General features: G+C 40.5%; 9 protein-coding genes and 1 pseudogene. 3 read left to right on the top strand and 7 right to left on the bottom strand.

Annotation, left to right across the window (positions count from 1 at the left end):
- A partial coding sequence (locus AB3112_RS03720; protein WP_367333970.1) for a CocE/NonD family hydrolase C-terminal non-catalytic domain-containing protein occupies nucleotides 1-409 on the top strand: 409 nt, incomplete at its 5' end.
- Nucleotides 410-459: 50 nt separating this feature from the next.
- Here AB3112_RS03720 and AB3112_RS03715 read toward each other — a convergent pair.
- From AB3112_RS03715 to aroD, 7 genes are all read right to left on the bottom strand, one after another.
- On the bottom strand, nucleotides 460-3,669 hold the full coding sequence (locus tag AB3112_RS03715; RefSeq protein ID WP_084973136.1) for a MucBP domain-containing protein: 3,210 nt from the start codon (nucleotides 3,667-3,669) through the stop codon (nucleotides 460-462).
- A gap of 249 nt (nucleotides 3,670-3,918) precedes the next feature.
- Nucleotides 3,919-5,754: an FAD-binding protein gene (locus AB3112_RS03710; RefSeq protein WP_084973138.1), complete on the bottom strand. Its 1,836-nt coding sequence runs from the start codon at nucleotides 5,752-5,754 to the stop codon at nucleotides 3,919-3,921.
- Nucleotides 5,755-6,063: 309 nt separating this feature from the next.
- The gene (locus AB3112_RS03705) at nucleotides 6,064-7,293 is read right to left on the bottom strand and encodes an MFS transporter (RefSeq protein WP_084973140.1); all 1,230 of its coding nucleotides are present in this window, start codon (nucleotides 7,291-7,293) and stop codon (nucleotides 6,064-6,066) included.
- Nucleotides 7,294-7,333: 40 nt separating this feature from the next.
- Complete coding sequence (locus tag AB3112_RS03700) at nucleotides 7,334-8,233, bottom strand: shikimate dehydrogenase (protein ID WP_084973142.1); 900 nt, start codon at nucleotides 8,231-8,233, stop codon at nucleotides 7,334-7,336.
- 395 nt (nucleotides 8,234-8,628) lie between these two features.
- Nucleotides 8,629-10,962, bottom strand: coding sequence for an FAD-dependent oxidoreductase (locus AB3112_RS03695; RefSeq protein ID WP_084973144.1), 2,334 nt, complete (start codon nucleotides 10,960-10,962; stop codon nucleotides 8,629-8,631).
- Nucleotides 10,955-11,872: an FAD:protein FMN transferase gene (locus tag AB3112_RS03690; RefSeq protein ID WP_084973398.1), complete on the bottom strand. Its 918-nt coding sequence runs from the start codon at nucleotides 11,870-11,872 to the stop codon at nucleotides 10,955-10,957. Before AB3112_RS03690 ends, AB3112_RS03695 begins: the two co-directional genes overlap by 8 nt.
- A 79-nt stretch (nucleotides 11,873-11,951) precedes the next feature.
- Entirely contained in the window at nucleotides 11,952-12,713 is a 762-nt protein-coding gene (gene aroD, locus AB3112_RS03685) for a type I 3-dehydroquinate dehydratase (RefSeq protein ID WP_084973146.1), read from the bottom strand.
- Between the two features lie 174 nt (nucleotides 12,714-12,887).
- Between aroD and AB3112_RS03680 the strand changes: the two genes are divergently transcribed.
- Together AB3112_RS03680 and AB3112_RS03675 are read left to right on the top strand one after the other, a co-directional pair.
- Nucleotides 12,888-13,817 (top strand): LysR family transcriptional regulator, encoded by a 930-nt coding sequence (locus tag AB3112_RS03680; protein WP_084973148.1) that lies wholly within the window; start codon nucleotides 12,888-12,890, stop codon nucleotides 13,815-13,817.
- A gap of 152 nt (nucleotides 13,818-13,969) precedes the next feature.
- Nucleotides 13,970-14,190, top strand: a pseudogene (locus tag AB3112_RS03675) (MFS transporter); the annotation flags it as partial.

Raw genomic sequence — 14,190 nt, 5'->3', positions numbered from 1 at the left:
CAGTGTGGCTCTGGTAGATTATGGACTCGCTCATCGACTCACGGACATCCCCCAAACATTGGTTTCAAGAAAAATTCTTCAAGGGTATCACTGGCGAAAAGATGATCTCAAAGAATTTTTACCACAAGCCGATGAAACAGATTTTAAACGGATTACGGAAGCACACATCAATCTCCAAAATCGCGAGAACAGCTATCAGGTTGATGATCTCAAGCCAAATCAGTATTACGAATTGAATTTTCCGCTTCAACCAACGTTTTGGCACCTATTGAAGGGCCATCAAGTCGGCTTGGTGATCTACGCCAGCGACATGGTGTACACCGTCCATGGCAATCAGGATATCCAATACACTGTCGATCTGGATAACTCGGAGTTGGTGCTGCCGATATTGAATTCAAAAAATCAATAATCCTCCATTAACAAAAAACTCGATACCGAAATGGCATCGAGTTTTTGAATTTAGTTGATCACTTTAACAAAATGGGTGTTTGCGGTCACATACCCACCGGCAACGAGGTATCGTTTCGCCCCAAAGGTTGTGGTTGAATACTGATATGAGTAATCCCACTTCTTAACTTTGAGGATGGTTCCCTTTTTGATGTGTTTGAGCCGTTTACCAAAGTCCACGTTCTTGTAGAGGTAAATTGACTTCTTAACTTTGATCTTGGTTGGTTGTGTGTGTTTACCCGCCATCACCAACTTTCTGTTTCCAGTGATATAGTGGCCATTGGATAACAGATAACGTGTCGTCAGGTTGTGTTTAACAAATCCTTTCACTTTCAGTTGCGTTCCCTGCTTGAAATTCTTGATTTTTCCAGTCAAATTCTTATTAGTGTACTCATTGACACCGGTTGGATTGATAACCGTTAGTGTTTGGTGCTTGCTGTGGTAGTAGACCGGACGAACATAGGCATACTGAGCGGTAATATAGCCCTTCATGCCATCGGACTTGGCGTGGTGATTAACGTCTTTAACGACGTACCGTAACGCACCGTTCTTTGACTTGGCATAATCGGTTACCACAAACATCGGCCGATTAATCCGTGGCTTCTTGGCGTAACCTGCCAGTCGTTCACCCTTCTTAAAGTCAGCGTGTTGATAGAGATAGATCTTCTTTAAGGCATAGACTGCTTCACCTTTTTTAGCGATAGCTGCCGATTCTGTCGTCTCTTTAACCGCCGTTTCTGGCTGTGGTTGTGGTGTTGGACTTGGATCCGGTTTAGGGACCGGTTTCGGCGTCACTGGATTTACAGGTGGATTAACCGGTGTTGGTGGCGTAGGTGCCTGATCCTTTGTATAACGGTAATAGACGGTGTGTCCAACGTCGCCAAACGTTCCGGTTGCCTCTCCTTGAATGTCTTTAAATGTGTAACCATTAATACTTAGTTTATATTGACCATCAGTAACATCATATCGATCCCCCATTGCACCAGCTACCGTCCGTTGTGGGCCAATTTCGTGCGGCATATTGTTGGCATCCACGTACCGAATGGTTACCGGTTTAGCTTCATTTTTAGCCTGATCTCGTTTGTAACGATAATAAACTGTCTGGCCTGATTCACTAATTTGTCCGGTTGCCGGTCCTTGGATATCTTTAAATGTGTAGCCGTCGATATTGAGTTTGTATTGGGCTTCCGTCGCATTGTAAGGATCTCCGATTTTACCCGTGATGACTTTTTCAGGTCCGATTTCGTGTGGCATATTGTCGATGTCGACATATCTGATTGTGACAGATTTTGGCTGGGCTGGATTCTTAGTGTACTGCATGTAAACCGTCTGCGCGGTGTCTTCAAACGTTCCAGTCGCATTGCCAGAGATTCCCGCAAATGTGTATCCAGGAATTGCCAGCTTGTAGTCATCGTTCACATTATAGGTCTCGCCAAGCTTTCCAGTAATTATTTTTTGTGGCCCAATTTCGTGTGGCATATTATCTTTGTCAACGTATTTCACGGTCACTGGTTTGGCTTCGGTTGGTTTAACCTGATAGATATACGTCAGTGATTCGTCGACGAAATCAAATTTAGCTGGCACTGTTTGGCCGTCCTTCAACCCTTTTAACGTATAAACAACATCGTCTTTGGTGATTGTTTCAGGAATGGTTGGCAGCGCGAAATCAGTATTGGTGTTTCCAGTCACTGAAGTTGGCGCTTGCAGTTGATTGCCTGCCTCATCTTCGTAATTGATTGTGACCGTCGATGAATCTGAAGCAAATACGATGGTTCTGGTCTGCGGCTGTTCAGTATAAGTCCCTGCCTGACCAACTGAGTTTGCTTTGCCGTTGTTGGCTTTAAAGTCGGCATACCGGCCAGTGCCATCGAAAATTCCAATTCCTTTGAGCTTATCTTCGACAAACAACTTATTTAAGGTGTAATTGGTACTTGGGTTATTCAAGATATCGTAATTGGTGCCAACGTTTCCTGACATCGTACTTGTCGGGGCCAGCTGTAACTGATTGCCGTTTGGCTGCAACAGTTGGTAGTTCACAAAGACGTTGCCCGCTGTTTCGTTAAATTGATAAGGAACCATGATCCAGCCTTCAAAATCGGAGTTCGGATCTGTCCAGTGGCTCGACATGGATCCATACAGCTTTGTTTGATCAGGTAGGAAATTCGTCCATGTCAGGGTAATTGGATCGATGTTGCCGGCGTCTGACGTACTTGGGTATAAACTAGGATAATTTGACTTTTCTGCCTTCACATCAAATGGTTTAACTGGTAAATTAGCAGACTCCAAATCTTTAATAATAAACGATGGTGTCGTAAATGATGTCTCAGCTGCCGTCGTTTTATCCCCCCGCAAAGTGATTGGCTGAAGGAGAATATGCTGATGATTAAACCCAGAGGTCAGATTCAGTCCCTTATTACCTTTGTTTGTAGCCAACGGAGATAAATCCGCAATCTGATTATAAGTTAAGGAAATACTGCTTAACTTGGGTTTATTAGCCAGTGCCGAAATATCGTTGACCGAAAACATTTGAATCATCACTGTCTCTAATTCATTCAAATTCTTTAAAGCATTGATGTCCCATAAGTTGCCATTTTTAGCAGCCGTCCCATAGGTTACCGCACTTACAGCTATATTGGGATCCAAGTTGATCGATCCCAGTTTGGATGCGTATTGTAAACCTTCAAGCGACTGCATCGACATTAATGCCATATAATACTGCGAAGCTTTCGGGTTATCGTAAGTCCCAGCATTTTGCTTATCTTTATCGCTAGATAGTGACGTCAATGATTTCATATCGTTCTTGGTTAAATTGTAAAAGAAATCATCAGCAGTTTTGTACTTGTCGGAAAACGCCGTCTGCCAGATGAAATACTCAAAGCCAGGATCAGGCATCCACTCACTCACGTACAAATTGCCCGTCGTGGGATCAACTCCTTTGGCATCGTCTGGAATTGCTGCTGCGTAATCGGCGCCCTTCCAAGCCTTAGCGCCCAATTTATCTAAGCTATCATGAATATACGTGTACTGCAGCGCACTAACCTTACTGATATTAAATTCGTCCGTGCGTGGCACCATATCTTCAACATCTGCCGCCGAAACATGCAGCGCTCCCAAGCCAAAGAATACCGCGATGATTGCAATGGTCCCCGTTACCATTTGTCGTAACCGCTTACAATTCGTTGCAAGTCGCCCCGTCTTAGAATTGTCTATTCTGCTAAACATAGTCACCACTCCCTCATTTTTTGTGTTCACGTTCCCCCGTTACAGTGTAATAATAACATGCTGTGTCGATTATTAGTACTATTTTGGCTTATTTTATATAACATAATCATCATGTTAATCTAATCCCATATTTTAAGAACACAAGGTTTACAATTGCGTTCACGGTGGGATTGATGAGTGTTTTACACATTAAAAAGCTCTGAAGCATTTCAACTTCAGAGCCTTTTTTAAAAAATTTGAATCTGTCTACTAGTTTTCTGTGGCACGCTTGGCCTTTTGTTCAGCATCCTTAACGGCACTCTTCAAAGCACGACTCGATGTGGATGCACCAGTAACAGAGTCCACCTCATAGGTATTTAACTCTACCATCATCTTCGGTAATTGATCCATTGCCTTTTGACCAACGTCCTCACTCTCGTGTTCCTCCAGAACTTCAACTTTTTTCAGTTGATCGTCAGAATAAGTAATCCGGACAATAACACGGCCGCCAATTCCGGCCTCACTGACACCAAGATACTGGTCTTTGCCGGTTGAGTAGTGGCTTAAAACACTGGCAGATGCAAGATCATTACCACCTAAATTAACGTTCTCTTTGGCTGATTGATCTAACTTAGCTTCCAAGTCTTGCTTAACAGCTGCAGCATTTTCTCCAGCAATCTTGCCAAAAATTAAGCACTCAGCTAAATTACCCCCACCATTATATTGGTTTGCATTAATGCCACCAAACTCTCCGGCACTATATAAATGTGGAATTGGATTATTTTGCGCATCCAATACTCGAGCCTGTTCGTCACGCTTGGCACCCCCTTGCGTATTCAACATTGCTGTTGCCAGAGGAGTCGCATAATATGGGCCATCATCAAATGCGCGCATTGAATCACCACTACGTCCTAACGCCAAGTCTACGCCGTCATTGCTGAAACGATTAAAGCGGTGCATCGTTTGTTTCAAGGTTATTGGATTAGCCTTAATTTTCTCGGCTAACTCTTCAATCGTATTTGCCTTAACGGTAATATTAAAAAACTCAGAATAAGGTAACTCGCCATTCTCCTCAATCTGATGATATTGCGTTTCGTCAAATATCAGGTGAGGGTGAGAAAAGACTGTCGGATTTTTCCAGCTTCCGCCTTCAAAGGCATGTCCATGACGCCCACTTTCATCTTCTCTGACGTATCGACTGCCATCATCAGCTGCGACAAAAATACTGCCATGTGAAAGATCCGGCCATGGGCTCAAAATAAACTTCCCACGGTCTTCTTCAGGATTTTCAAATGTAAAGCCGGTATTAAAGCCAAATCCTTCAAATGACTTCATGTGCCACAATGAGGCTCCGACCTCCTGGGCCATACGGATACCATCACCTTTGTTATATAGTGTACCGATCACTTTTAGCTTGGGAACGCCAATAAAGTTTTGAATATATTCAGTGTTGTTTTCAAAACCACCCATGCTCATGACAACGCCATTACGAGCTTGAATATTGACTAATTGGCCATTTCGCTCAATTTGAACACCCATCACTGCACTTGTTTCCGGATCAGTAATTAAGTGCCTAGCAGGTGACCCTAGCCAAACATCAATTTGCTTTTCCCGCTTAATAACTTGCCCTCGCAATGTTTTCCATAGGGAGGCATCAAAGTAGCCATCATGAACAGTGGTTAAATCGATGGTGTCAGAGCCTTCAAACTCCGGATATTCTGGAGAAAGCCCATTTGCGAATGCTTCAAAATCCGGATCTCGATGTGCTTTATTATATGAAACAGGTTCCTTAATGTCTAAATACTTTTTAAAATATTCTGGAATCTCTGAAATTCCTTTAAGATAAGTATTCAAGACTTTTTCGTCAATATCGATTGGCCCAAATAGCTGTTTAAAGTATGCTTTAAGCTTATCAAAGTCACTTCCGGTCAGAACAACTTGACCTGCATAACGTGTATTTCCACCCTCGTGACCTTCCGGTGCAGCATCTGTCAGCAAAACTTTTGCACCATTATCCGCTGCAAACCGAGCTGCAGTCGCACCAGCAGCACCAAATCCAATCACAACAACATCATATGTGGAAGCCCATTTTATTTGATTATTCATTCAAAAATCTCTCCTTTAATTACAATTGTCGCCGATACATCTCCAATGGATAAAACTTAGCCTCACTCGATCTCTGATAAAGGAACGGATATTTTCCCCGGATTTATGCAGCAAAACTGAGTCCCAGATTGGCTACAGGGTGATTACTTGTACTGGCACAACACGGGATCTAAAATCTAACTTCAAAAATCAAAAGATGGCCCCATCCCTACAAAAAACGGGATTAAGCCATCTCAATAAATGATCAATTGAACTTTAACTTAATGGGGCTTCTTATAAACTGGGCGATCAAGTAAAGATATCATTTTATTAAACGAAGAATTTATATTTTTTATTCCGTAGTTGAACAAATACTGCGATCGCAACTCCAACAAGTGTCACAAATGCATCAATCCAAAATACTTGAAGCACACTTGCAGCAGTGGTGCTAATAATGAAACTAGAAATGAAGGGACCAACAAAATATGTCAGGGCAGCGGCAAAGCTATAATATCCGGTGACTTTCCCCTTCTTTTGAGGAAAGTATTGAGTGAGAACAGCTAATCCTAACTGCCAAACGCCACCAGCGGCAAAGAATCCGACTACCGCGCTGGTAACTCTAGCCATCATTGGACTTGGAAAAACGATCATGAGCACTAAAAACGCCAACGCAATCAATGGATATAAAATTACAAGAATGATCGGCTTGATCTTCGTAACCAAAATAGTCGTTACGAAAACTGAAATTAGTGAAAAAATAGCATACCATGACATCAATGATTTAGCTGCAACATCACTTAACCCTAAAACAGACGTTCCAAAGTTTGGAATATACTGTGTGTATACATAGAATGTAAACGATATTGTAAATCCAAGAGAAATCAGTCCAATACCGTCAACCTTCATCTTAGGCTTATTAGCTTTACCATCATTTTCCTGAGCAATAACTTTCTCTTCAGCCTTCTCAGCAGGAGACTCGGGAACTGTATCCTGTGGTGCAAACCGACTCATGATGATCATGACTAGGTCGATAACAACAACAACTGCCAAGATACCCAAGGTAACTGAAGCATTTGGAATAACAGCAACGATAAATGGCAGTACAAACTGTGCCAAAGACATCGCTGCTTTTACCAGAGAATTCATGCTTGCCGATTTTGCAGGGAATGCTTCAGATAATGCAGGATAAGCCGCTGCATCATCAAATGAATTAGCGAACCCTAAAAATAACGAGAATATTGCTGCCATTAACATGCTGGAACTAAACATCAATCCTGTTAGGAAAACTGCATTGGCAATCATCCCAACTATTAAAACAGGCTTTCGCCCAAATCTATCTGAAAAATCACCAGCAAATAAAATCGTAATAATTCGTCCAATTCCCATCATGGAAATGACGGTTGAGATTCCATGTAAATCTGTCGACCACATAGCTTGAAACCTGGAACTATACTGTGAAATAATGATTTGCGCCATACTTAAAATCGCATAGTTTATATATATTGCTGTCGCAAGCGACGCATGTCGTTTGCGTGGAACTGTCGTTTCTTGAGCTTCCATAAATGTGCCCTCCCTTTAATCGAGCCACGGGGAATTTAATTTATTTCATATTCTCGGCTTCATCGCTAAATAAAATATCACGAATATAATCAACTGGCATATCTTCACCAGTCCACAGTTTAAAGGCTTCTGCACCTTGTTCGAGCATCATCCCTAATCCATTAAACACATGATCAACACCTGCTTCTTGAGCAACAGTCATTAATTTAGTGGTTCTGGGCGCATAGACAGTATCGTAAACGATCATATCTTTGTGGAAGAATGATGGGTCACTAACCAGCGTCATATCTTCAAGAGGTTTCATCCCAACACCGGTTGAATCACAGTAAATGGCTGAATCAGCAATTTCGCGTTTAAATGCATCCTGATCAGCTAGATCAAATAATTGCGCTTTACAATCTGTTTGTTCATTAATAATCTTGACGTTACGTTCTGCGTTAGCCCAGGTGTTGTCCCTAACGTTGAAGATTGACATTTCTTTAACACCATCATTAGCAGCCTGAATTTCAATTGCAGTACCAGCACCACCGGCACCAGAAATGGTCATTTTTTCACCACGAATATCCAAGTTCTCATCTTCAAGTGACTTCATAAAGCCAGTCCCATCAGTCGTATAGCCAGTCAAAATACCATCATCATTAACAATAGTATTAACTGCACCAACCATCTTAGCAACGGGATCAAGTTTATCCAATAAAGGAATAACCTTTTGCTTGTTTGGCATGGAAATGTTTGATCCACGCATTCCTAGTGCTCGAATTGATTGAATTGCATCTGGTAATTCGTTATTTCCAACTTCAAAGGCAAGATAAGCATAGTTCAACCCTAATTTTACAAATGAAGTATTGTGCATTGTAGGAGACATCGAGTGGCGAATAGGCGTTGCCATCAAACCAATTAAAATTGTGTGCCCGTCAATACGATCTATACGATCTGTCATATTTAAAATTTCCTTTCAAATCTTGTTTGTTCAACATTTCATAAACTATTATAGTGGGAGAAACGATTAATAAACATAAACAACTGTGACTTTATCAATAGAATTTATCTATTGGTCATTGGCTGAACGACAGTATCCATTGATTTTCAAAAAATAAAAAGCACCTGTTTTTTGGCAATGAAATCGGTTACTGTCCTAGCAAAATAATTTCCAATATATCTTGCCATCAGACACATCAGACTTTTTAACACTTGACATTTCTAACAAAAGAGGATCTAAAAATCAAGTGCTCTGTGATTTCATACACATTCCAAGGCAAAAAATAATGATCCAATATCAAACCTTGTTTTGTCTGATATTGAATCATCATTATTGCAACAACTGTTCGCTCTCACTTAATCGTTAACAACCGATAAACGTTGTTCTGGTTCCGGTTGAACTTTATGAGCCGCAGTATCAATATAGTCCATAAAATGGTCAAAGCATTCCTTTAGGAAATCTTCACTTCCTTGGTCAACCAAGTGATTGTTCTCATCAAATTGGTTTGGAGCTTGTGGCAACATGAATTCATTACCAGGCATAACACTTGCGTCCATTCCAGGTGCATCAAGAATTTGACGTAAGTTCATTTGGGCTCGAACCGTTCCTTGAATTCCAAGGGATGTTCCAACAATCATAACTGGTTTATTGGTGAATGGATGCTCTGCGCAAGACAGCCACTCGAGCACACTCTTCAAAGCTGCTGGAACGGCATGGTCATATTCAGGCACTGCGATAACAACGCCATCCGCATTTTCAACCTTTTTGGCAAGCTCTTTAACTAACAATGGCTCGTCATTCAACAGATCTTCGTTAAACAAAGGAATTTGATCGATTTCACAGATATCAAAGTCGACTTGCGTTTCAAATAGATCTTTCATTGAGCATAGTAATTTTCGATTATATGATTTTGAAGCGTTAGTTCCAACAATCGAAACAATGTTCTTTTCATCAGAACCTGAAGCCTTGCGCTGCTCTGCATTTTCACTTGCAGACGCACCAGCAACATATCCTGACGAAATCCCCCAAGTATTCATCATGCTTGGCATTGAATCATGACCGTTGGCGCCACCGACAACTTCTCCAGCTCCAAAGTAATTTGGAACAGTATTATTCATCTTGTTTACCAATTCTAAACTATTGGAATCAACTGAATAACCGCCGAGAGTCGTCGCAAACCTTGCGCATTGTTCTACCAAATAGTATGTGTTACCTTCAAATTCGTGTAAAAATTGTGCATCACGGCCGAATTCAGGGTCAACCCCGTCTTTGGCATACTGTTGGTAATGCTTTACAGTTTCTTCAAGTGACTGGACATCCACGCCAGCGCTCTTTGCAACCTCATCCAGTGAGCCTTTTACAAATACTGGTCGGTTATCTTTATCATCAAAGAACTGCTGAACTTCTTTTTCGGTAAAATCGTGAAGTACCATTAAACCATAGAATTCTTTCCAAGTCCGCTCATCCATCAGAAGATATGAAATCTTGTCAGGCTGATCTAAAATAGCGTCTCTGAACTCTGAATAAACGTCTGATTCATTCACAATTCGCTTACCCTTTGAGTTGACATAAATCGAACCCATGTCAGTCGCTTTTTTGGATGCATAAGTGGTTAACTTTGCAATTCCAGGTTCAACTTCAACACCATGAGGATAAACTTTGTACCAGTCCATATCATGCGTCTTTAAATCAAGTTGTTCGTTAAAGTTGTATGCATCGCCGGTTGAAGTCATCGGACCATAATAGTCGATTCCCTTACTTTCAGGGGTCCGCATCTTCTGATTGGCACCATATCCGCCTGCAGCTAAAACAACGGATTTAGCTTTAATATTAACTGTTTCCCCATCGGCTTCAGCAACCAATCCATTAACTTCGCCATTCTTGGTATAAATTAAGTTTTCTACCCGTGTGCCCAGCAAAATTTTACCGCCGTGCTTTTCAAAGGCTTTGGATACCTTTTGAATAAACTCATAGCTACTTGCAGTTGGCAATTCAATTTGGCGATCAATCGAGTGTTCTGGGGTTTGAGTTTGTGCTTTTTGATAATCCAATCCTGCAAAGTCACTAATAAAATCAATTGCTGGTCCAATATTATGAACCATCAAATTTGTTAGATCAGGATAGTTGGTGTGCTTACATTCTCTGGCAACATCTTCAGCCAATAATTCTGGTGAATCTTCGCTGTCGTTTCCGAAGATTTTTTCTGAAACTTTCGAACCAGTTCCGGTTACGTTTGAACCATTCAAGATAGTTGCGCCACCAAGGTAGCCATTCTTTTCAACAAGAATGACATCCTGGCCCATTGTAAGCGCACGACTTGCAGCAACTAATCCAGCTTCGCCACCACCGATCACAACAACGTCTGTCTTTAAATTAGTTGTGCGATGCTCCTGCTTAGGCTGGATCACTGGTGTAATGTTGACATCTTCATCTTGAACGGCTTTTTTTGCAGAATCAAGAATTGCTTGAGTCATGACCGTTGCCCCGCTCACTGCATCAACATCAAATGATTGTTGAGTCAAAATATTCTTCTTCAACTTATCAATAACTTGATTAAAGATTCCGGATGTTTCTGAATGTTTCAGGATTTTTAGATCTTCAATCTTGTCGTTCGCCACGTCGACTTCATAGTTGATGATACCGTTATGCCCCTGTGCTGTTCCTTTAATTTGTTTTTCATTTTTAGTCATGTAAATACACTCCTTCACCTAGGTCTTTTATACCTTCAGTAACCGTAATTTCATTGCGTTCATTAACAAAGATACCTTCAATGTTTGAGGTTGATTCAATCAATCGCTTACCCGCTTGAATTCCTCGGAAGAAACAAACCGTGGAATACACTTCTGCCAGCTCTGAATTATCAGTAATAATTGAAACTTGAACAATATCATTTTTAACAGGATATCCAGTTTGAGGGCTCAAAATGTGATGGTAAGTTTTACCATTAACTCTAAAGTACCTTTCCCGAACTCCTGAAGTAACAAACGTTTGGGGGCTTGTATGAACAATCGCCAGTGATCGGCCATCTTCGAAGTTTGGATTACGAATGCCAATATTCCATTTTTGGTCAACTGAGGTTGGATTCTCTCCGAGTATTTGGACATTTCCGCCAAGATTGATAATCGCTGACTTTATTCCATTTCGTTTGAGCTGATCAATAATCCGATCTGCAAAGTATCCTTTAGCAATTGCGCCGAGATCTAACTGCATCCCAGTATCTTGAAGAAATACAGAATTCTGACTTGGATTTAAAATCACATTATCAGGTTCAACTAATTTCAAACGATTTTTAATCTCTTCGTCAGTTGGTACTTTCTTGCCACCAAACCCAATCTTCCAGAGCTTAACGACCGGACCGATCAAAACATTGAAACTTTCTGGAAATTGTTTTGTATATCCAATCGCATCTCGAATTAATTCAAAGCATTCTTGACTCACTTGCACAGGTTTAATCCCTGCATTTTGATTGATCTTTGAAAGTTCGGAATCGGATCTATTTGCTGAGAATACTTTATCCATAGTGACTAAATAATCGTAAACCCCATTCACAACAGCTTCATTTTGTTCGAAGAGTGTTAAGGAGATAATCGTACCCATCATTGAAAATTTGGAAACATATTTTTTATGAGCTGTTTGGTTATTTGAAATGGTCAATACGATCCCCCCCAGTACACTGCTGTTAGCTCAGTTTCAGATCCTCTAGATCATGGCGTAGATCATCTAATGCAATTTGGCCAGGGGCAGAACCAGCTCCAACTGAGCCAAATGTCAGACTTGAGCCAAATACTTCACCGGAAATTCTTGATACCTTTCCAATATCCGCCATTGACATTGTGATGATCGGTTGGTCCAATTTGTGGCTGGCTTCGTTAGTTGCAGCAAGCAATGTCAATACATCTTCAGCAGATTTTGGCATAACGGCCATCTTAGCAACATCTGCCCCAAATTCAACCATACTTGTCAATCGGCCAACAATGTCGCTTTGCGTCGGTGTCTTATCAAAATCATGATTGCTCATAATAACAACCACATTATTGTCATGGGCATTTTTGATAATTGATTTAACGCTTGTTTCATCATGATATCTTTCAACATCCAGTGCATCCGTAAAAGTTGCTTGAACGGTGGCATTGCAAATCTTGAAGTAGTCATCATCAGAAAGCTGAAGCTCTCCGCCTTCGTTCTTAGTTCTAAAGGTGGTCAACAATGCAATATCACCTAATGTCTCACGTAACTGGTTTCCCGTTTCCACAAGTTGCTTTGCATCAGTAACACCATTAAAGAAATCAATTCGCCATTCAACAACGTCGGGTTTTTGGTCTGCAATGGTTTTAGCTTGCTTAATAATTTCATCTTGGGTTGTTCCAGTTATTGGAACAGCTATTTTAGGACGGCCTGCTCCTAAAATTATATTACGCAAATTCACTGTTTTACTTGTCATACTAATGTACTCCCTTCAACGTTTACGGCTACTTTTATTTGTTTTAGAAACGCTTTCAAGAAGCGTTTTGTTACTCAATTCACTTGAAATCTTATCATTAACCTTTATCATAATAAATAACAATACTTTAATTAATTGATAGATATTTTCTATGTATTAGAGAGGAATCAATTTATGAATTTACGACATTTAATGTTTTTTCGCGAACTCGCGCACACACAGCATATGGCTCAAGCAGCCGAAAACTTGGGGATTTCTCAACCTTCATTGAGCTACGCAATCAAAAAGTTAGAGATGGAATTGAACGTCCCACTATTTGAACCAGATGGACGAAATATTAAATTAACACCTCTTGGCAAGATTTACCTCGAATATATTAACGAAAGTTTGAATAGCTTAAATCACGGAAATCTGTTAATCAAACAGTTAACCAATCCCGATGAAGGACACGTTAACCTTGGATTTACCTACACATTAGGCCAACGGCTTGTTCCGGAAATATTAAGCAACTTTAAGAAAGTCAAAAATAATCAGAATATTTCATTCACCCTGGGTCAGAGCAATTCTGCCTCTTTGTTAAGGGATCTCTATGACGAAAAATATGATATCGTATTCTCATCACATATCGACCAAATTGGGGATCAAAGTGCGGATAGTATATTTGCTTATCAGAAACTGGTTGAACAAGAGATTGTACTTGCGGTGCCCACAAACCACCCGTTAGCTACTCAGAAACATATTCTATTAAAGGATCTCACACAATACCCCATGATCATCTTCTCGCAATCCAGTGGACTACGGCCATTAATTGATAAAATCCTAAAACAGGCACCAGGTAAACCGAAAATTGCTTATCAAGTTGAGGAAGACCACACAATTGCCGGCTTTGTTGAATACGGCCTTGGCATCGCTCTAATCCCAAATCTCACACAATTGAATAACAAGAAAATAATTCTCAGGCACGTGGAAGATAATTTACTAAAGCATCAATTGTATATATCTGTAAAGAGGGATCATTTCATCACTCCATCAGTTCAGCGCTTCAAAAAATTTACATCAACATATTCCCAGAATAATTTTATTAATAAAGGAAAATATATTTAAGCTTCAATTCAAAGCGAGATTTTCTAAATGAGAATAAAACAACTTGACAAACATCCTTTTTGCCTATTTAATGATGATAAAAGTTATTGTTAATTTCTGAACAAATCAGCCTTGTTACTCAATTCAAATAATATCAAGGCAAGGTGAAATCTATGTCACATGCAGAAAGAATTAAAACAACTGCTTGTTTGTACTTTAACTACCTCATCCATGGAATGGCTATCGTCATACTTGCTCAAAACATGTCAGTCCTAGGAAAACAATGGCATGTTGGTGACGCTGGCGTTTCGATGGTCATTTCATCCCTCGGAATCGGACGTTTATTGGTTCTCTATGTTGCTGGTGATCTTTCCGATAGATATGGACGTAAACT

Source organism: Lentilactobacillus sp. (assembly GCF_040773105.1).
Taxonomy (GTDB): domain Bacteria; phylum Bacillota; class Bacilli; order Lactobacillales; family Lactobacillaceae; genus Lentilactobacillus; species Lentilactobacillus parabuchneri.
Note: the sequence above shows the minus strand (reverse complement) of the source record. Positions and strands in the feature narration are given on the sequence as shown.